This is a genomic window from Vibrio sp. ZF 223, assembly GCF_003050585.1.
Lineage (GTDB): Bacteria > Pseudomonadota > Gammaproteobacteria > Enterobacterales > Vibrionaceae > Vibrio > Vibrio crassostreae.
On sequence record NZ_PIGB01000014.1, the window covers coordinates 1 to 17,896 of the forward strand.

Genomic DNA, 17,896 nt, shown 5'->3' on the forward strand with positions numbered 1-17,896 from the left:
TCGCTCCAATCGCAATGGACGAAGGTCTACGTTTCGCAATCCGCGAAGGTGGCCGTACAGTTGGTGCTGGTGTTGTAGCTAAAATCTTCGCTTAATAGCATTTAGATTTTTGCACACTCTTCATTAGAAGAGCACGCATCTGAAAAAGGGGAGCTTCGGCTTCCCTTTTGTTTTCTCTAAAGAAATATCACCTTCCATCTATCTTCTTCTCTCTCGATACAAAACCAACTTCCAATAAATTCCGATTATTTTTCCAACACTACTTGCATACTAAAGTGTGATCTGTATAATGCATCGCACTGGCTAACGCTGGTTGTGAACCAATGAGCACTGAGGAGTAGGTCTTACCTAGTAATGTATACTCAGCTTATGTTCGCGGTTAATAAAAATAGTGAACTTTTTGTTTGCTTCAAAAGTTAACTGACAATGCGTCCTAATTTTGGATGCTACGGTTTCACATAAATCAATCGGCATTCTCTCGTTTTATCGGGTTTGAGTGGCGATATTGTTTGTGTAATTTTTAATAATTGGAGCTCTGTCTCATGCAGAACCAACGTATTCGTATCCGCCTTAAAGCGTTTGATTACAAGCTAATCGATGCTTCAACTGCGGAAATCGTTGAAACAGCAAAACGTACTGGCGCACAGGTTCGTGGTCCTATTCCACTTCCTACTCGTAAAGAGCGTTTCACTGTTCTTACCTCTCCACACGTCAACAAAGATGCACGTGATCAGTACGAAATCCGTACTCACAAGCGTTTGATCGACATCGTTGAGCCAACAGATAAAACTGTTGATGCTCTAATGCGTCTTGATCTTGCAGCTGGCGTTGATGTTCAAATCAGCCTAGGTTAAGGGAGATAAGAATAATGATTGGTCTAGTCGGACGTAAAGTGGGTATGACCCGCGTATTTACTGAAGAAGGCGTTTCTATCCCAGTAACTGTTGTTGAGGTTGAAGCGAACCGTATTTCTCAAGTTAAAACTCTTGAGACAGACGGCTACGCAGCAATCCAAGTAACTACTGGTGCTAAGAAAGCTAACCGTGTAACTAAACCTGAAGCTGGTCACTTCGCGAAAGCGGGTGTAGAAGCAGGTCGCGGTCTTTGGGAATTCCGTTTAGAAAACGGCGAAGAGTTTGAAGTTGGCGCTGAGCTAAACGTAGAACTTTTCAACGAAATTAAAAAAGTAGACGTTACTGGTACATCTAAAGGTAAAGGCTTCCAAGGCGCTATCAAGCGTTGGAACTTCTCTACTCAAGATATGACTCACGGTAACTCTTTGTCTCACCGCGCACCGGGTTCAATTGGCCAATGTCAAACTCCAGGCCGCGTGTTTAAAGGCAAGAAAATGGCAGGTCACATGGGTGCTGAGCGTGTAACGACTCAAAACCTAGAGATCGTACGTGTTGACGCTGAGCGCAATCTACTCCTTATTAAAGGTGCAGTACCGGGCTCAACAGGCGGAAACGTGATCGTAAAACCTGCTGTTAAAGCATAACGTCTAGGAGTAAGTAATGGAATTGATGGTTAAAGGTGCTGATGCACTAACTGTTTCCGAGACTACTTTCGGACGTGACTTCAACGAAGCTCTTGTACACCAAGTAGTTGTTGCATATGCAGCAGGTGCTCGTCAAGGTACTCGTGCTCAAAAGACTCGTTCTGAAGTATCTGGCGGTGGCGCTAAGCCATGGCGTCAAAAAGGTACTGGCCGCGCACGTGCTGGTACAATTCGTAGCCCAATCTGGCGTACAGGTGGTGTTACTTTTGCTGCGAAACCACAAGATCACAGCCAAAAAGTAAACAAAAAAATGTACCGCGGTGCTATGAAGAGCATTCTTTCTGAGCTAGTTCGTCAAGAGCGTTTAATCGTTGTTGATAACTTCTCTGTAGAAGCACCAAAAACAAAAGAACTTGTAGCTAAGCTTAAAGAGCTTGAGCTAAGCGACGTTCTGATTGTGACTGGCGAAGTAGATGAAAATCTATTCTTAGCTGCTCGTAACCTATACAAAGTAGATGCACGTGATGTTGCTGGTGTTGATCCAGTATCACTAATCGCTTTCGACAAGGTTCTAATGACTGCTGACGCAGTTAAGCAAGTTGAGGAGATGCTAGCATGATCACTGAAGAGCGTATCTTAAAAGTTCTACGTGCTCCGCACATCTCTGAAAAAGCAACTATGGCAGCTGAGAAAGCGAACACTATCGTTTTCAAAGTAGCTAAAGATGCAACTAAGAAAGAGATCAAAGCAGCTGTAGAAAAGCTATTTGAAGTTGAAGTTAAGTCTGTAAATACTCTTGTATTAAAGGGTAAGACCAAACGTCAAGGTATGCGTGAAGGCCGTCGTTCAGACGTGAAAAAAGCCTACGTTACTTTGAAAGAAGGTCAAGATCTTGACTTCGTTGGCGGCGCGGAATAACAGGAGTAGTAAAAATGGCTATTGTTAAATGTAAGCCGACTTCCCCTGGTCGTCGTCACGTCGTTAAAGTTGTTAACGCTGACCTACACAAGGGTAAGCCATACGCACCACTTCTAGAGAAAAACTCTAAGAACGGTGGTCGTAACAACAACGGTCGTATTACAGTACGTCACATCGGTGGTGGTCATAAGCACCATTACCGTGTAATTGACTTCAAACGTACTAAAGATGGCATCCCAGCGAAAGTTGAGCGTCTAGAATACGATCCAAACCGTAGTGCTAACATCGCTCTAGTTCTGTACGCAGACGGTGAGCGTCGTTACATCATTGCACCTAAAGGTGTTAACGCAGGCGACCAGATTCAATCTGGCGTAGATGCTGCAATCAAAGCAGGTAACACTCTGCCGATGCGCAACATCCCAGTAGGTTCTACTGTACACTGTGTTGAACTTAAGCCTGGTAAAGGTGCTCAACTAGCTCGTTCGGCTGGTGCTTATGCTCAAATCATCGCTCGCGATGGTGCATACGTAACTATCCGTCTACGTTCTGGTGAGATGCGCAAAGTACTTTCTGAAGGTCGTGCAACGATCGGTGAAGTTGGTAACTCTGAGCATATGCTACGTGAACTTGGTAAAGCTGGTGCTTCACGCTGGCGCGGCGTACGTCCAACCGTACGTGGTGTAGTAATGAACCCGGTGGATCACCCACATGGTGGTGGTGAAGGCCGCACATCTGGTGGTCGTCACCCAGTTTCTCCTTGGGGCGTTCCTACTAAGGGCTTCAAGACTCGTAAGAACAAGCGCACTGACAAGTACATCGTACGTCGTCGCACTAAATAATTTATAAAGAGGAATCGCCATGCCACGTTCTCTCAAGAAAGGTCCTTTTATTGACCTACACTTGCTGAAGAAGGTAGAGAAAGCGGTGGAAAGCGGAGACAAAAAGCCTATTAAGACTTGGTCCCGTCGCTCAATGATCATCCCAACAATGATTGGTTTGACCATCGCTGTCCATAATGGTCGTCAGCACGTTCCAGTTTTCGTTACCGAAGAAATGATCGGTCACAAACTGGGCGAATTTGCACCAACTCGTACTTATCGCGGTCATGCTGCAGATAAGAAAGCTAAGAAGAAATAAGGAGTAGATGATGGAAGCTTTAGCTAAACATAACTTTGCTCGTATTTCTCCACAGAAAGCTCGCTTAGTTGCAGACCAAATTCGCGGTAAGTCGGTAGACCAAGCTCTAGAAATTCTAACTTTCAGCAACAAAAAAGCTGCTGTATTAGTTAAGAAGGTTCTTGAGTCAGCTATCGCTAACGCGGAACATAACGAAGGTGCAGATATCGACGATCTAAATGTCGCAAAAATCTTCGTAGATGAGGGCCCTATCATGAAGCGTATTATGCCTCGTGCTAAAGGTCGTGCGGATCGTATCTTGAAGCGTTCAAGCCACATCACTATTGTTGTAGCAGATCGCTAAAGACTAGGAGAGTAAGCAATGGGTCAGAAAGTACATCCTAATGGTATTCGTCTTGGCATCGTTAAGCCTTGGAATGCTACATGGTTTGCTAATACCAACGAATTCGCTGACAACCTAGACGGCGACTTCAAGGTACGTCAGTTCCTTACAAAGGAACTACAAAAAGCATCATTATCTCGTATCGTTATCGAGCGTCCAGCTAAGAGCATCCGTGTGACTATTCACACTGCTCGTCCTGGCGTTGTTATCGGTAAGAAAGGTGAAGACGTAGAGAAGCTACGCGCAGCTGTAGCTAAAATCGCAGGTGTACCAGCGCAAATTAACATCGCTGAAGTACGTAAGCCTGAGCTAGATGGTCAGCTTGTAGCTGATAGCATCGCGTCTCAACTAGAGCGTCGTGTTATGTTCCGTCGTGCAATGAAGCGTGCGGTACAAAATGCTATGCGTCTAGGCGCTAAAGGCATCAAAGTACAAGTAGGCGGCCGTCTTGGCGGTGCTGAAATCGCACGTTCTGAGTGGTACCGTGAAGGCCGTGTGCCTCTACACACTCTACGTGCAGACATTGATTACGCAACTTCTTCGGCTCACACTCAATACGGTGTGATCGGCATTAAAGTTTGGATCTTCAAAGGTGAGATTCTAGGCGGTATGCCAGCTGCTAACGCAGTAGAGCCAAAAGGCGATAAGCCTAAGAAGCAGCGTAAAGGCCGTAAGTAAGGAGTCGAACGATGCTACAACCAAAACGTACTAAGTTCCGCAAGGTTATGACTGGTCGTAACCGTGGTCTAGCTAAAGGTACTGAAGTAAGCTTCGGCGAATTCGGTCTTAAAGCTGTTGGCCGTGGTCGTCTGACTGCACGTCAAATCGAAGCGGCACGTCGTGCTATGACACGTCACATTAAGCGTCAAGGTCAAATCTGGATCCGTGTATTCCCAGACAAGCCGATTACTGAAAAGCCTCTTGAAGTTCGTCAAGGTAAAGGTAAAGGTTCAGTTGCGTACTGGGTTGCTCAAATCCAACCAGGCAAAGTTATGTACGAGATGAATGGCGTACCTGAAGAGTTGGCACGTGAAGCGTTCCGCCTAGCGGCACGTAAACTGCCTGTTAAAACTACTTTTGTAACTAAGCAGGTGATGTGATGAAAGCACAAGATCTACGCGAAAAGAACGTTGAAGAGCTTAACGCTGAGCTATTGAATTTGCTACGTGAACAGTTCAACTTGCGCATGCAAGCTGCAACTGGTCAACTACAGCAAACTCATACTCTAAAAGCTGTACGCCGTGACATCGCACGTGTGAAAACTGTTTTGACTGAAAAGGCAGGCGCATAATGAGCGAAACTAACCGCATCCAGCAAGGCCGTGTAGTAAGCGACAAGATGGACAAGTCTATCGTTGTTGCTATTGAACGCACTGTAAAACACCCAATTTACGGTAAGTTCATCAAACGCACGACTAAAGTACACGCACACGACGAAGACAACACTTGTGGCCTAGGCGACAAAGTTGAAATCGCTGAGTGTCGTCCTCTGTCTAAGACTAAGTCTTGGACATTGGTTAAAGTTCTAGAAAAAGCGAAGATTTAATCTTTGTAATTCTATAACTTATAAGCGGCTCCAAATAATTTTTTGGAGCCGCTTGTTTTTTGTCTACCCAATTTAAAAAAAGGGTGGTACAATTCGCGTCCCTTTTAAAGAGGCAGCCCGACCCGAGAGGGTCTAGTTTTAATATTTAGCGGAGCACTAACAATGATCCAGATGCAAAGTACACTTGACGCAGCAGATAACTCTGGCGCGCGCAAGGTAATGTGTATTAAGGTTCTGGGTGGCTCTCACCGCCGTTATGCACATATCGGTGACGTCATCAAGGTTACAGTGAAGGAAGCGATTCCTCGCGGTAAAGTAAAAAAAGGTGATGTTCTGAAGGCGGTAGTAGTGCGCACCCGTAAAGGCGTTCGTCGCCCAGACGGTTCTGTCATTCGCTTCGACAGTAATGCTTGTGTATTGTTAAATGACACTACTGAGCAACCAGTCGGCACACGTATCTTTGGTCCTGTGACTCGTGAACTTCGTAACGCGAAATTCATGAAGATTGTATCACTAGCACCTGAAGTTCTGTAAGGAGCGGCAATATGGCAGCTAAAATCCGTCGTAATGACGAAGTAATCATTCTTGCTGGTAAAGATAAAGGCAAGAAAGGTAAAGTAACTAAGGTTCTGACAACTGGTAAAGTTATCGTTGAAGGCATCAACCTTGTTAAGAAACACCAAAAGCCGGTTCCGGCTCTAGGTCAACAAGGTGGCATCGTTGAACAAGAAGCAGCTATTGATGCTTCTAACGTTGCTGTTTTTAACGCGGCTACTGGTAAAGCAGACCGTATCGGTTTCCGTATCGAAGATGGCAAGAAAGTTCGTTTCTTCAAATCTAACGGCGAAACTGTTTCTAACTAATTAGAAGTAATTTGGAGTTCTACTATGGCGAAACTGCATGATTACTACAAGTCGTCTGTAGTCGCTGAGCTTACCAAAGAGTTCAGCTACACAAGCGTCATGCAAGTCCCTAGGATTGAGAAAATCACCCTAAACATGGGCGTTGGTGAAGCAATCAACGATAAGAAACTGCTAGAAAACGCAGCAGCTGATATGGCAACGATCTCTGGTCAAAAGCCACTTATCACTAAAGCGCGTAAATCTGTAGCTGGTTTCAAAATTCGTGAAGGCTACCCAATTGGTTGTAAAGTAACCTTGCGTGGTGAGCGCATGTGGGAATTTTTAGAGCGTTTAATCTCTATCGCACTTCCACGTGTACGTGATTTCCGTGGTGTTAGCGCTAAGTCTTTTGACGGTCGCGGTAACTACAGCATGGGCGTTCGCGAGCAAATCATCTTTCCGGAAATCGACTACGATAAAGTCGATCGTGTCCGCGGTCTTGATATTACTATCACGACTTCTGCGGGTTCCGATGAGGAAGGCCGAGCTCTGCTGGCTGCCTTTAACTTCCCATTCCGTAAGTAAGGGTAGGGTTACTGTTATGGCTAAACAATCAATGAAAGCACGTGAAGCTAAACGTGCAAAACTAGTAGCTAAGTTCGCTGAAAAGCGTTCTGCGCTAAAAGTTATCATTAGCGATGTAAACGCATCTGAAGAAGATCGTTGGAATGCGGTTCTTAAACTGCAATCTCTTCCACGTGATTCAAGTGCATCACGTCAGCGCAACCGTTGCAACCAAACTGGTCGTCCACACGGTTACCTACGTAAATTCGGTCTAAGCCGCATTAAGGTTCGTGAAGCTTGCATGAAAGGCGAGATTCCGGGTCTTCGTAAGGCTAGCTGGTAATTGCCACTTAATCATTTGGAGTAAATCTTATGAGCATGCAAGATCCGATTTCGGATATGCTGACCCGAGTTCGTAACGGTCAGGCAGCAAACAAAGTTGCTGTAAAAATGCCTTCTTCAAAGCTTAAAGTTGCAATTGCTGCATTACTTAAAGCTGAAGGTTACATCGTAGACTTCGCTGTTAACAGCGAAGCAAAACCTGAGCTAGAAGTTACTCTTAAGTACTTCCAAGCTAAACCTGTAATCGAGCAAATCAAGCGTGTATCACGTCCTGGTCTAAGAGTTTATAAAAATAAAGACTCTTTACCTACAGTGATGGGTGGTCTTGGTATTGCAGTTGTTTCTACTTCCAAGGGTCTGATGTCTGACCGTGCTGCTCGTAAAGCAGGTCTTGGCGGTGAAATCATCTGTTACGTAGCTTAAGGAGTAGATTATGTCTCGTGTTGCTAAAGCACCTGTCGCTATTCCAGCTGGCGTAGAGGTGAAACTAAACGGCCAAGAAGTTACTGTAAAAGGTAGCAAAGGTGAGCTTACTCGCGTTCTTAACAGCGCCGTAGTTATTGCACAGGAAGAAACCAACCTAACTTTCGGTCCGAAAGAAGGTGTTACTAACGCATGGGCACAAGCTGGTACAGCTCGCGCTCTAGTTAATAACATGGTTATGGGTGTTACTGAGGGCTTCACTAAGAAGCTAACTCTTAAGGGTGTTGGTTACCGTGCTGCTATGAAAGGCAACTCTGTAGCTCTAACTCTTGGTTTTTCTCACCCAGTAGAGCACGCTCTACCTGAAGGTATTAAAGCTGAGTGCCCTAGCCAAACTGAGATCATCATTACTGGTTGCGATAAGCAAGTAGTAGGTCAAGTTGCGGCTGACATTCGTTCTTACCGTGCTCCTGAGCCTTACAAAGGCAAAGGTGTTCGTTACGCAGATGAAAATGTGCGTACTAAAGAAGCTAAGAAGAAGTAAGGTATCACTATGGATAAGAAAGCATCTCGCATCCGTCGTGCTACACGTGCACGTCGTAAGATTGCAGAACTTGGTGCAACTCGCCTGGTAGTACACCGTACTCCTCGCCATGTTTACGCACAAGTTATCGCGGCAAACGGCTCTGAGGTTATCGCAGCTGCTTCTACTGTAGAAAAAGCGATCCGTGAGCAAGTTAAGAACACTGGTAACGTTGATGCAGCTAAAGCAGTTGGTAAAGCTGTTGCTGAGCGCGCTCTTGAAAAAGGCGTAGCTTCAGTTGCATTTGATCGTTCTGGTTTCCAATACCACGGTCGAGTAGCGGCGCTAGCAGAATCTGCTCGCGAAGCTGGTCTGAAATTCTAAGGTAGGGTTGGAAGATGGCTAAAGAACAACAACAAGCTAATGATTTGCAAGAAAAGCTGATCGCAGTTAACCGTGTATCTAAGACGGTTAAAGGTGGTCGAATCATGAGCTTTACTGCACTAACAGTAGTTGGTGACGGTAACGGTCGCGTAGGTTTCGGTTACGGCAAAGCTCGTGAAGTACCTGCTGCGATTCAAAAAGCAATGGAAAAAGCGCGCCGTAACATGGTTACAGTATCGCTTAACGAAGGCACTCTTCACCACCCGGTGAAAGGTCGTCATTCGGGCTCTAAAGTTTACATGCAGCCAGCTGCAGAAGGTACAGGTGTTATTGCCGGTGGTGCAATGCGTGCTGTACTTGAAGTTGCGGGCGTACATAACGTACTTTCTAAAGCATACGGTTCAACGAACCCGATCAACATCGTTCGTGCAACGATTGGTGCTCTAGTAGACGTTAAGTCACCAGAAATGGTTGCTGCTAAACGTGGTCTAACTGTTGAATCTATTTCGGAGTAAGCACACGATGGCAACTATTAAAGTAACTCAAACTAAAAGCTCAATTGGTCGCCTACCTAAGCACAAAGCGTGTCTTAAAGGTCTAGGTCTTCGTCGCATCAACCATACAGTAGAACTTGAAGATACTCCGTGCGTACGCGGTATGATCAACAAGGTTTACTACATGGTTAAGATTGAGGAGTAATCAGAATGCGTTTGAATACTCTATCACCGGCTGCTGGCTCTAAACCTTCTAAGAAGCGTGTAGGTCGTGGTATCGGTTCTGGCCTTGGTAAAACAGGTGGCCGCGGTCACAAAGGTCAAAAGTCACGTTCTGGCGGCTCTGTTCGTCCAGGTTTTGAAGGCGGTCAAATGCCTCTAAAACAACGTCTACCTAAATTCGGTTTCACTTCTCGTAAGAGCCTAGTGTCTGCTGAAGTTCGTCTAGCTGAGCTAGCGAAAGTAACAGGTGACGTAGTTGATCTTAACAGCCTTAAAGCTGCTAACGTTATCACTAAGAACATCGAATTTGTTAAGATCGTTCTTTCTGGTGACCTAAGCAAAGCTGTGATTGTTAAAGGTCTACGCGTGACTAAAGGCGCTAAAGCTGCAATCGAAGCTGCAGGCGGTAAAATCGAGGAATAATCTCGAGGAACGAGGTACAGATGGCTAAGAAACCAGGACAAGATTTTCGTAGTGCTCAGAGCGGCTTAAGTGAACTAAAGTCGCGCTTATTATTCGTAATTGGTGCACTTTTAGTATTCCGAGCCGGCTCTTTTGTGCCGATCCCTGGTATTGACGCAGCTGTACTTGCCGATTTGTTCGATCAGCAAAAAGGTACCATCGTTGAAATGTTTAACATGTTCTCCGGTGGTGCTCTTGAGCGTGCATCTATATTAGCATTGGGTATCATGCCGTACATTTCGGCATCGATCGTAGTCCAATTGCTAACTGTAGTTCATCCAGCGTTAGCGGAACTCAAGAAAGAGGGTGAAGCAGGCCGTCGTAAGATAAGCCAATATACACGCTACGGCACGCTTGTACTTGCAACATTCCAAGCTATTGGTATCGCAACAGGCTTACCAAACATGGTCGACAATCTGGTTGTTATCAACCAAACCATGTTTACGCTTATTGCTACCGTGAGTTTAGTAACTGGTACCATGTTCTTAATGTGGTTAGGTGAACAAATCACTGAGCGAGGAATCGGTAATGGTATTTCCATTCTGATTTTTGCAGGTATTGTTGCTGGATTGCCTTCTGCAATCGGTCAAACAATCGAGCAAGCGCGTCAAGGTGAATTGCATGTGCTTCTTCTGCTGTTGATTGCTGTATTGTCTTTTGCTGTTATTTACTTCGTAGTTTTCATGGAGCGTGGTCAACGTCGTATCGTCGTTAACTATGCGAAACGTCAACAAGGTCGTAAAGTTTTTGCAGCACAAAGCTCTCACTTGCCTCTTAAGATTAATATGGCAGGTGTTATTCCAGCGATTTTTGCATCGAGTATTATTTTGTTCCCAGGAACATTAGCACAGTGGTTTGGTCAAAATGGTGAAAGCAGCGCGTTCGGTTGGTTAACTGACGTGTCATTAGCTCTTAGCCCAGGTCAACCTTTGTATGTAATGCTTTATGCAGCAGCTATAATCTTCTTCTGTTTCTTCTATACAGCGTTGGTGTTTAACCCACGTGAAACAGCTGATAACTTGAAGAAGTCTGGTGCATTCGTACCCGGTATCCGCCCAGGTGAGCAGACAGCGAAATATATCGATAAAGTGATGACTAGACTAACCCTTGCGGGCGCTCTATACATTACTTTTATATGTCTGATTCCTGAGTTCATGATGGTCGCGTGGAACGTTCGTTTCTACTTCGGCGGCACATCACTACTAATCGTAGTGGTAGTTATCATGGATTTCATGGCACAGGTACAGACTCATCTGATGTCACAACAGTATGATTCTGTGTTAAAGAAAGCGAATCTGAAAGGTTACGGCCGTTAATTCGGTGGTAATTATTTCGATTCCATTTACGGAGTTTAGCAATGAAAGTTCGTGCTTCCGTTAAAAAAATCTGCCGTAACTGTAAAGTTATCAAGCGTAACGGTGTCGTTCGCGTGATTTGCAGTGAGCCAAAGCATAAGCAACGCCAAGGCTAATTAGCAGAAATTTTTACTTGAAATACAAGGTAGAGTCGAGTATATTCCTCGGCCTACCTTTTGCGTGCAAAAGAAGTAGTATGCCGCAGCGTATCCATAACGGGCTTTGCTGCGGATAATTCTTTTATGAACCCCTTAGGAGTGAATAATGGCCCGTATAGCCGGCATTAACATTCCTGATCATAAGCATTCTGTAATTGCACTTACTGCAATCTACGGTATCGGTAAAACTCGCTCTCAAGCTATTCTAGCTGAAGTGGGTATTGCTGAAGATGCTAAGATCAGTGAACTAACTGAAGAGCAGATCGATCAACTGCGTGATGGTGTAGCTAAGTACACTGTAGAAGGTGATCTACGTCGTGAAGTATCGATGAACATCAAGCGTCTTATGGACCTTGGCTGTTACCGCGGTCTTCGTCATCGTCGCAGTCTACCACTACGTGGACAGCGTACTAAAACCAACGCTCGCACCCGTAAGGGTCCGCGCAAGCCGATCAAGAAATAGTCGGATAAGGTAGAGTACAATGGCAAAACAACCAACTCGCGCGCGTAAGCGCGTACGCAAGCAAGTAGCTGATGGCGTAGCGCACATTCATGCTTCTTTCAACAACACAATCGTAACTATCACTGACCGTCAAGGCAACGCTCTTGCATGGGCTACAGCAGGTGGTTCAGGTTTCCGTGGTTCTCGTAAATCTACTCCGTTCGCAGCACAAGTTGCAGCTGAGCGTTGTGGTGAAATGGCTAAAGAATATGGCCTAAAGAACTTGGAAGTTATGGTTAAGGGTCCAGGTCCAGGTCGCGAATCTACTGTTCGTGCACTGAACGCTGCTGGTTTCCGTATCACTAACATTGTTGATGCGACACCAATCCCTCATAACGGTTGTCGTCCACCTAAGAAACGTCGCGTTTAAGTTTCGTTTCTAGGAATATTGGAGAAAGATCATGGCAAGATATTTGGGTCCTAAGCTGAAGCTTAGCCGTCGCGAAGGTACTGACTTATTCCTTAAGTCTGGTGTCCGTGCGATCGATACCAAGTGTAAAATTGATAACGCACCAGGTGTACACGGCGCTCGTCGCGGTCGTCTATCTGAGTATGGCGTTCAGCTTCGTGAGAAGCAAAAAGTTCGTCGTATCTACGGCGTTCTAGAAAAACAATTCCGCAACTACTACAAAGAAGCTGCACGTCTTAAAGGCAACACAGGTGCAAACCTGCTTCAGCTTCTTGAAGGTCGTCTTGATAACGTAGTTTACCGTATGGGCTTTGGCGCTACTCGTGCTGAATCTCGTCAACTAGTTAGCCACAAGTCTATCCTAGTTAACGGTAAAGTTGTAAACGTTCCTTCTTTCAAAGTAGCGGCAAACGACGTTGTTTCTATCCGCGAGAAAGCTAAACAGCAATCTCGTATTAAAGCGGCTCTAGAAGTTGCTGAACAACGTGAAAAGCCAACTTGGATTGAAGTAGATGCTGGCAAAATGGAAGGTACATTCAAGCGTATGCCTGAGCGTTCTGACCTATCAGCTGACATCAATGAACACTTGATCGTCGAACTTTACTCTAAGTAAGGTTAAAAAAAGAGAGGACACAATGCAGGGTTCTGTAACAGAATTTCTTAAGCCGCGTCTTGTTGACATTGAACAGATCAATACGACACACGCGAAAGTAACTCTTGAGCCATTAGAGCGCGGTTTCGGCCACACTCTAGGTAATGCTCTTCGCCGCATTCTTCTATCTTCTATGCCGGGTTGTGCCGTAACAGAAGTTGAAATTGAAGGTGTGCTACACGAATACAGCACTAAAGAAGGCGTTCAGGAAGATATCCTGGAAATCCTTCTAAACCTTAAAGGTTTGGCTGTACGCGTTGCTGAAGGCAAAGATGAAGTGTTTATTACACTGAACAAATCAGGCTCAGGCCCTGTTGTTGCAGGTGACATCACCCACGATGGTGATGTAGAGATCGCTAACCCTGAGCACGTAATTTGTCACCTAACGGATGACAATGCTGAGATCGCTATGCGTATCAAAGTAGAACGTGGTCGTGGTTACGTTCCAGCTTCAGCTCGTATCCATACTGAAGAAGATGAGCGTCCTATCGGTCGTCTACTAGTTGACGCTACTTACAGCCCGGTTGATAAAATCGCTTACGCTGTAGAAGCGGCACGTGTAGAGCAACGTACTGATCTAGACAAGCTTGTTATCGATATGGAAACGAACGGTACTCTAGAACCTGAGGAAGCAATCCGTCGTGCAGCTACTATTTTAGCTGAACAATTGGATGCGTTCGTAGATCTTCGTGATGTACGTGTACCTGAGGAGAAGGAAGAGAAGCCAGAATTCGATCCTATCCTACTACGTCCTGTAGACGATCTTGAACTAACAGTTCGCTCTGCTAACTGTTTGAAAGCAGAAGCGATTCACTACATCGGTGATCTTGTACAGCGCACTGAGGTTGAGCTACTTAAAACGCCAAACCTTGGTAAGAAATCTCTTACAGAGATTAAAGATGTGCTTGCTTCACGTGGTCTTTCTCTAGGCATGCGTCTAGAAAACTGGCCACCAGCGTCAATCGCTGAAGATTAATCGAAAAGTTAGAAGGATTAGGTCATGCGCCATCGTAAAAGTGGTCGTCAACTCAACCGCAACAGCAGTCATCGCAAAGCGATGTTCAGCAACATGGCTAGCTCTCTTGTTCGTCACGAAGTTATTAAAACTACCGTGCCTAAAGCAAAAGAACTACGTCGCGTAATTGAGCCATTGATTACCCTAGCTAAGACAGACAGTGTTGCTAACCGTCGTCTTGCATTTGCTCGCACTCGTGATAACGAAGTTGTAGCAAAACTATTTAATGAACTAGGCCCGCGTTTCGCGGCTCGCCAAGGTGGTTACACTCGCATTCTTAAATGTGGTTTCCGTACTGGTGATAAAGCTCCAATGGCTTACATTGAGCTTGTAGACCGCCCAGCTGCTGAAGAAGCTGCTGAGTAATCTATACTAGATTCTTAATACAAAAGCCGAGCATTAGCTCGGCTTTTTTGTATCTGTCGAATAAGGAATAGATAATAGAAATTGCACCATGATGTTTGGCATTTTTGCTTGTCTTATCTGCTCCATTTTTCAACAATATCTCATCTCATCTCATCTCATCTCATCTCATCTCATCTCATCTCATCTCATCTCAAATATCTTTTCTTCCACGCATAAAAAAGAGCACCGAAGTGCCCTTATCAAATTCTTAAGCTAGTTATTAATAACTAACGGTTATTGCCATATAGCTGCAAGTGAATCCATCAAGCCGCTTGTTGCGCCTTGAGATTGCAGTGTTTGCAGAATGATTGGTGCAAACGTTGATACCATCGATGGATCCATACCTAAACTAGAAAAGGCACTTTCAACTCCGCCTTGTGAGTTTAGTAGTGTTGATAGCCCCGTAGACTCAAGAGTCGACATGCCAGGAATCAGCGTTGTAAGTTCTTTGTTGTCAGCAGTGCCAAGAGAGTTTTGAGCAAGAGCCAACATTGAACCGATACCGCCAATAGCTTGATCGCTGGTAACAGAAGCTTGGTCGGCAACGGTATCTGCAAGCGGCGTTGTTTCGTTTTGTTGAGACCACATATTCACTGCTGCCATTAGTGCAGTTTGGGATAGTTGGGAATAGTTAGTATCTGATGATGAACTGGTTTGTTCAGAGTCACTAGTGCTAGCGCAAGAGACAACAGCAAGGCTGCTTAAAACTGTGATGAGTACTTTCTTCATTATTCGTCCTTAAGTAATAAAGTAATTTACTCTTTCACTATAAACGAAAAACGGCGATGTAGTCACATCGCCGTTGGATTATTTCAATTTTATTTGCCTATAGTATTTTGTTTTACTATAGGTTTTTATAAAAATTAAAGAATTGCTAGAAGTTCTACTTCAAATACTAGAGCAGCAAATGGTGGGATTGCAGCACCTGCGCCACGCTCACCGTATGCTAGATCTTGAGGGATGTATAGCTTCCACTTAGAACCAACAGGCATCATTTGTAGAGCTTGTACCCAACCTTGAATTACGCCAGTTACTGGGAACTCAGCAGGTTGACCGCGAGATACAGAGCTGTCGAAAACAGTACCGTCAGTTAGTTCGCCGTGGTAGTGAACACGTACTTGCTTGTCTGCAGTTGGGATTTCGCCAGTACCTTCAGTTAGTACTTCGTACTGAAGACCAGACTCAAGAACCGTTACTTCTGAACGAAGAGCGTTGTCAGCTAGGAAAGCTTCGCCGTCAGCAGCAGCAGCTTTAGCTAGTTCTTGACGTGCAGCTTCACCACGAGTGTGTAGCTCTTGTAGTGCGTTGTTGATTTCGTCAACTTCGATAGCTGGCATGTCGCCAACTAGAGCTGTTGCGATACCAGCAGCGATTGCGTCAACGTTTAGGCCTTCAAGACCAGAACCAGCAAGTTGTTGGCCCATTTGTAGACCGATACCGTAGCTAGCTTTTTGCTCTACAGTTTCAAATTTTACTTCAGACATGAAAAGTCACTCTTTTTGTCAGTACGAAAAGGGTAAGAATACCAGTATTAGCAGCGTGAAGAAACGGCTAGCCTCTGATCACTTGCGCTTTACCGTGCCCAAATCACAGCCATGTCAATTTTCTCGCTTTGAGCCTTGTTGTGACGGAAAGATCTATACTGTTGGTACTTTGGTTTTTATACTGTAGTTATTCAATGTATAGGACGCAGTGGTATGAATCGTCGTCAAAAGAAAAAACAGAAAGTTGACCACTTAGCAGAATTCAAGGATCGACTGAATCAGGTCAAAGAGAAATTGAGTTCGATCGATGTGAAGAAAATGAAAACCTCGACAGCGCAAACTTGGGGCTCATTGCCGAAGTTACACCAAAGACTGTTGATGGTTATTTCTCCGATCGTACTGATATTACTTTTTGTGCCGCTACCAGAACCTAAAGTAGACGTTGCACCAACAACATCGCGCGTTGAGCTAGAGATAAACACCGTTGGCTTAAGCGAACAGCAAAATGCCAAGAGCAGTTCATCAGAAACGAGCAACAACAACTGGCAGGAGTACCTCGTAAAGCAAGGGGATACGTTAGCACAGGTTTTTCGAAACAACGACTTACCGTTGTCAGACTTGAATGCGCTAGTGCGTATTGAAGGCTCAGACAAACCACTAAGTCAGATTCGTAAAGGCCAGTTAGTTCGATTCAAACTGGCCGAGACCGGGCAGCTAGACATTCTTCAGTTAGAAAAAGGCAACACTTCGGTGATGTTCTTCCGCTTGTCTGATGGCGGCTTTGGCCGTAGTAAATAAGTGCCTGCTTGAGTTATGAACTCAACAGCATGATAGAAAAGAGCTAAGCATTGGCTCTTTTTTTTGGTCGCTTGAAAGGGGCGAGTGGCAAGATGATCAGCATAATACCGATAAAGGTTAATGTATCTGGAATCTCATCGAACCAAATGGCGCCAATTAGCGCGACAAACACCAAGCCTGAATATTCTGCCAAGGCGATTTGGCTTGAGTGTGCTTTTTGGTAGGCAGAAACCGCAAGGCCGTTATAGCTTAAGATTAACGTTGCACTTAGTGCTATGTACCCCAAGTGCTCGACAGACACAGGTTGCCAGTATAAGAAGCACAGTATAAATGATGCAGGAATAGAGAATAAGGTTGTCCACCACAGTGTCGTGACTACAGATTGCTCACTAGGGAGTTTTCGTACCAATACATTGAATAGTGCGAGTGTCAGCGCTGTACCCAAAGCAAACAGTGCTGCCCAATGAAATTGTGATGGCCTTAAGACAATAAGGGCACCGATGAAACCTATGGTCGTGGCGATGACCTTGCCGAGTGCTGGTTGCTCTTTCAATAACAACATAGAGAGCGGCAACATCAATAAAGGCGCGACATAAAATACAGCGTTGGCGGTTGCCAAAGACAAGTGAGTGATCGCGACCAGCATACACCCACTACCAATTAGAATTAATTGACCTCGAATGAAGGTTACTTTGGCTTGCTGTAAGCGTCGTTGTTCTTTTTTCTGCTGTAACCACAGTGGGGTGATGATCAGAAGAGATATCAACTGTCGGAAAAAAATATATTGAAGAGGCGGTACCTCGCCATTCAATAGCTTTACTGCTACATCGGAAAGCGAGGCAAACAAATTACCTGCAACCAACAATAGAATACCGGCAGTGATATTCGTCATTATTTTTCTAATCTCATATCTACATGAGGAATGTCATCTTCGAGGTACATATGCGAGATGGTCTTGAAGCCGTGGCTCGCATAGAACTTCTCTAGGTGCTGCTGCGCCCCAATATCAATAGTCGTACTCGGCCAAAGAGACTCACAGTGTGCTAACGCCTCTTTGATCAATTGATGCCCTAAACCATCGCCTCTTGCTGATTGCTTAGTTGCCACTCGGCCGATGCTGGTGTTGTCATAACTCGTGCCTGGCGGCAACAATCGCGCACACGCCACTAACTCCTCATCTGCGTAACCAAGAAGGTGGTGAACACCAGCGAGTGTGTCTTTACCGTCAAGTTCTGGATAAGGGCAGGTTTGCTCAACCACAAATACATCTACTCGCAGTTTAAGTAGTTGATAAAGCTGATGTGTTGAAAGTTCAGAGAAAGGAATTGAGTGCCAAGTGATCATGTTTACGTCCAGAGATTATCGATGCTCTGAATGTACTA

33 protein-coding genes and 1 pseudogene are annotated in these 17,896 nt (G+C 45.0%); 30 read left to right on the forward strand and 4 right to left on the reverse strand.

Annotated elements, in window-relative coordinates; translation table 11 throughout:
* The 29 genes and pseudogenes from CWO13_RS20920 to rplQ form a co-directional block, all read left to right on the forward strand.
* Positions 1-95, forward strand: a pseudogene (locus CWO13_RS20920) (elongation factor Tu); the annotation flags it as partial.
* A gap of 447 nt (positions 96-542) precedes the next feature.
* Complete coding sequence (gene rpsJ, locus CWO13_RS20925; protein ID WP_004736761.1) at positions 543-854, forward strand: 30S ribosomal protein S10; 312 nt, start codon at positions 543-545, stop codon at positions 852-854.
* Positions 855-868: 14 nt separating this feature from the next.
* Complete coding sequence (rplC, locus tag CWO13_RS20930) at positions 869-1,498, forward strand: 50S ribosomal protein L3 (protein ID WP_004736763.1); 630 nt, start codon at positions 869-871, stop codon at positions 1,496-1,498.
* Between the two features lie 16 nt (positions 1,499-1,514).
* Positions 1,515-2,117: a 50S ribosomal protein L4 gene (gene rplD, locus CWO13_RS20935; RefSeq protein WP_004738803.1), complete on the forward strand. Its 603-nt coding sequence runs from the start codon at positions 1,515-1,517 to the stop codon at positions 2,115-2,117.
* Positions 2,114-2,416, forward strand: a complete 303-nt coding sequence (rplW, locus tag CWO13_RS20940) for a 50S ribosomal protein L23 (RefSeq protein WP_004736765.1) — start codon at positions 2,114-2,116, stop codon at positions 2,414-2,416. Before rplD ends, rplW begins: the two co-directional genes overlap by 4 nt.
* Positions 2,417-2,430: 14 nt before the next feature.
* Positions 2,431-3,255: a 50S ribosomal protein L2 gene (gene rplB, locus CWO13_RS20945; RefSeq protein WP_010435149.1), complete on the forward strand. Its 825-nt coding sequence runs from the start codon at positions 2,431-2,433 to the stop codon at positions 3,253-3,255.
* Positions 3,256-3,274: 19 nt separating this feature from the next.
* Positions 3,275-3,553 (forward strand): 30S ribosomal protein S19, encoded by a 279-nt coding sequence (gene rpsS, locus CWO13_RS20950; RefSeq protein ID WP_004736729.1) that lies wholly within the window; start codon positions 3,275-3,277, stop codon positions 3,551-3,553.
* Positions 3,554-3,563: 10 nt separating this feature from the next.
* On the forward strand, positions 3,564-3,896 hold the full coding sequence (gene rplV / locus CWO13_RS20955; RefSeq protein ID WP_004736732.1) for a 50S ribosomal protein L22: 333 nt from the start codon (positions 3,564-3,566) through the stop codon (positions 3,894-3,896).
* Positions 3,897-3,914: 18 nt separating this feature from the next.
* The gene (gene rpsC, locus CWO13_RS20960; protein ID WP_004736734.1) at positions 3,915-4,613 is read left to right on the forward strand and encodes a 30S ribosomal protein S3; all 699 of its coding nucleotides are present in this window, start codon (positions 3,915-3,917) and stop codon (positions 4,611-4,613) included.
* Between the two features lie 11 nt (positions 4,614-4,624).
* The gene (gene rplP, locus CWO13_RS20965; protein ID WP_004736736.1) at positions 4,625-5,035 is read left to right on the forward strand and encodes a 50S ribosomal protein L16; all 411 of its coding nucleotides are present in this window, start codon (positions 4,625-4,627) and stop codon (positions 5,033-5,035) included.
* A complete protein-coding gene (rpmC, locus tag CWO13_RS20970; RefSeq protein ID WP_004736737.1) occupies positions 5,035-5,226 on the forward strand; it encodes a 50S ribosomal protein L29 in 192 nt (63 codons plus the stop codon). The genes rplP and rpmC overlap by 1 nt, the downstream gene beginning before the upstream one ends.
* Positions 5,226-5,480, forward strand: a complete 255-nt coding sequence (gene rpsQ, locus CWO13_RS20975) for a 30S ribosomal protein S17 (RefSeq protein WP_004736739.1) — start codon at positions 5,226-5,228, stop codon at positions 5,478-5,480. The genes rpmC and rpsQ overlap by 1 nt, the downstream gene beginning before the upstream one ends.
* Positions 5,481-5,642: 162 nt before the next feature.
* The gene (rplN, locus tag CWO13_RS20980; RefSeq protein WP_004736740.1) at positions 5,643-6,014 is read left to right on the forward strand and encodes a 50S ribosomal protein L14; all 372 of its coding nucleotides are present in this window, start codon (positions 5,643-5,645) and stop codon (positions 6,012-6,014) included.
* An 11-nt stretch (positions 6,015-6,025) separates the two neighbouring features.
* The gene (rplX, locus tag CWO13_RS20985) at positions 6,026-6,343 is read left to right on the forward strand and encodes a 50S ribosomal protein L24 (protein WP_004738792.1); all 318 of its coding nucleotides are present in this window, start codon (positions 6,026-6,028) and stop codon (positions 6,341-6,343) included.
* A 24-nt stretch (positions 6,344-6,367) separates the two neighbouring features.
* Positions 6,368-6,907 (forward strand): 50S ribosomal protein L5, encoded by a 540-nt coding sequence (rplE, locus tag CWO13_RS20990; RefSeq protein ID WP_004738790.1) that lies wholly within the window; start codon positions 6,368-6,370, stop codon positions 6,905-6,907.
* A gap of 16 nt (positions 6,908-6,923) precedes the next feature.
* The gene (rpsN, locus tag CWO13_RS20995) at positions 6,924-7,229 is read left to right on the forward strand and encodes a 30S ribosomal protein S14 (RefSeq protein ID WP_004738789.1); all 306 of its coding nucleotides are present in this window, start codon (positions 6,924-6,926) and stop codon (positions 7,227-7,229) included.
* A 29-nt stretch (positions 7,230-7,258) separates the two neighbouring features.
* A complete protein-coding gene (gene rpsH / locus CWO13_RS21000; protein ID WP_017061309.1) occupies positions 7,259-7,651 on the forward strand; it encodes a 30S ribosomal protein S8 in 393 nt (130 codons plus the stop codon).
* 10 nt (positions 7,652-7,661) lie between these two features.
* Positions 7,662-8,195, forward strand: a complete 534-nt coding sequence (rplF, locus tag CWO13_RS21005) for a 50S ribosomal protein L6 (RefSeq protein ID WP_017061308.1) — start codon at positions 7,662-7,664, stop codon at positions 8,193-8,195.
* Between the two features lie 9 nt (positions 8,196-8,204).
* Positions 8,205-8,558: a 50S ribosomal protein L18 gene (gene rplR, locus CWO13_RS21010; protein ID WP_004738784.1), complete on the forward strand. Its 354-nt coding sequence runs from the start codon at positions 8,205-8,207 to the stop codon at positions 8,556-8,558.
* A 14-nt stretch (positions 8,559-8,572) separates the two neighbouring features.
* A complete protein-coding gene (rpsE, locus tag CWO13_RS21015; protein WP_017061307.1) occupies positions 8,573-9,073 on the forward strand; it encodes a 30S ribosomal protein S5 in 501 nt (166 codons plus the stop codon).
* A gap of 7 nt (positions 9,074-9,080) precedes the next feature.
* Positions 9,081-9,257, forward strand: coding sequence for a 50S ribosomal protein L30 (gene rpmD / locus CWO13_RS21020; RefSeq protein ID WP_004736756.1), 177 nt, complete (start codon positions 9,081-9,083; stop codon positions 9,255-9,257).
* 5 nt (positions 9,258-9,262) lie between these two features.
* Complete coding sequence (rplO, locus tag CWO13_RS21025) at positions 9,263-9,697, forward strand: 50S ribosomal protein L15 (RefSeq protein ID WP_108083449.1); 435 nt, start codon at positions 9,263-9,265, stop codon at positions 9,695-9,697.
* Between the two features lie 20 nt (positions 9,698-9,717).
* On the forward strand, positions 9,718-11,052 hold the full coding sequence (gene secY, locus CWO13_RS21030; protein WP_004738781.1) for a preprotein translocase subunit SecY: 1,335 nt from the start codon (positions 9,718-9,720) through the stop codon (positions 11,050-11,052).
* A 41-nt stretch (positions 11,053-11,093) separates the two neighbouring features.
* Entirely contained in the window at positions 11,094-11,207 is a 114-nt protein-coding gene (gene rpmJ, locus CWO13_RS21035; RefSeq protein WP_000868186.1) for a 50S ribosomal protein L36, read from the forward strand.
* Positions 11,208-11,355: 148 nt separating this feature from the next.
* The gene (gene rpsM / locus CWO13_RS21040) at positions 11,356-11,712 is read left to right on the forward strand and encodes a 30S ribosomal protein S13 (protein ID WP_004738779.1); all 357 of its coding nucleotides are present in this window, start codon (positions 11,356-11,358) and stop codon (positions 11,710-11,712) included.
* A gap of 19 nt (positions 11,713-11,731) precedes the next feature.
* A complete protein-coding gene (rpsK, locus tag CWO13_RS21045) occupies positions 11,732-12,121 on the forward strand; it encodes a 30S ribosomal protein S11 (protein WP_004738778.1) in 390 nt (129 codons plus the stop codon).
* A gap of 31 nt (positions 12,122-12,152) precedes the next feature.
* Positions 12,153-12,773, forward strand: coding sequence for a 30S ribosomal protein S4 (rpsD, locus tag CWO13_RS21050; protein ID WP_004738777.1), 621 nt, complete (start codon positions 12,153-12,155; stop codon positions 12,771-12,773).
* A 22-nt stretch (positions 12,774-12,795) separates the two neighbouring features.
* On the forward strand, positions 12,796-13,788 hold the full coding sequence (locus CWO13_RS21055) for a DNA-directed RNA polymerase subunit alpha (protein WP_004729813.1): 993 nt from the start codon (positions 12,796-12,798) through the stop codon (positions 13,786-13,788).
* Between the two features lie 24 nt (positions 13,789-13,812).
* Positions 13,813-14,193 carry a 50S ribosomal protein L17 gene (rplQ, locus tag CWO13_RS21060; protein WP_004729812.1) on the forward strand — a complete coding sequence of 127 codons (381 nt, stop codon included), beginning with the start codon at positions 13,813-13,815 and terminating at the stop codon, positions 14,191-14,193.
* Between the two features lie 273 nt (positions 14,194-14,466).
* On the opposite strand, the gene CWO13_RS21065 is transcribed toward rplQ, so the two are convergent.
* Entirely contained in the window at positions 14,467-14,961 is a 495-nt protein-coding gene (locus CWO13_RS21065) for a DUF2780 domain-containing protein (protein ID WP_102433634.1), read from the reverse strand.
* A gap of 134 nt (positions 14,962-15,095) precedes the next feature.
* Complete coding sequence (locus CWO13_RS21070; protein ID WP_008220519.1) at positions 15,096-15,716, reverse strand: FKBP-type peptidyl-prolyl cis-trans isomerase; 621 nt, start codon at positions 15,714-15,716, stop codon at positions 15,096-15,098.
* Between the two features lie 213 nt (positions 15,717-15,929).
* Between CWO13_RS21070 and CWO13_RS21075 the strand changes: the two genes are divergently transcribed.
* On the forward strand, positions 15,930-16,514 hold the full coding sequence (locus tag CWO13_RS21075; protein WP_102433635.1) for a LysM-like peptidoglycan-binding domain-containing protein: 585 nt from the start codon (positions 15,930-15,932) through the stop codon (positions 16,512-16,514).
* 43 nt (positions 16,515-16,557) lie between these two features.
* On the opposite strand, the gene CWO13_RS21080 is transcribed toward CWO13_RS21075, so the two are convergent.
* Together CWO13_RS21080 and CWO13_RS21085 are read right to left on the reverse strand one after the other, a co-directional pair.
* Positions 16,558-17,406 (reverse strand): DMT family transporter, encoded by an 849-nt coding sequence (locus CWO13_RS21080; RefSeq protein ID WP_102433636.1) that lies wholly within the window; start codon positions 17,404-17,406, stop codon positions 16,558-16,560.
* Positions 17,406-17,858 (reverse strand): GNAT family N-acetyltransferase, encoded by a 453-nt coding sequence (locus tag CWO13_RS21085; protein ID WP_048659301.1) that lies wholly within the window; start codon positions 17,856-17,858, stop codon positions 17,406-17,408. The genes CWO13_RS21080 and CWO13_RS21085 overlap by 1 nt, the downstream gene beginning before the upstream one ends.
* Between the last annotated feature and the right edge of the window lie 38 nt (positions 17,859-17,896).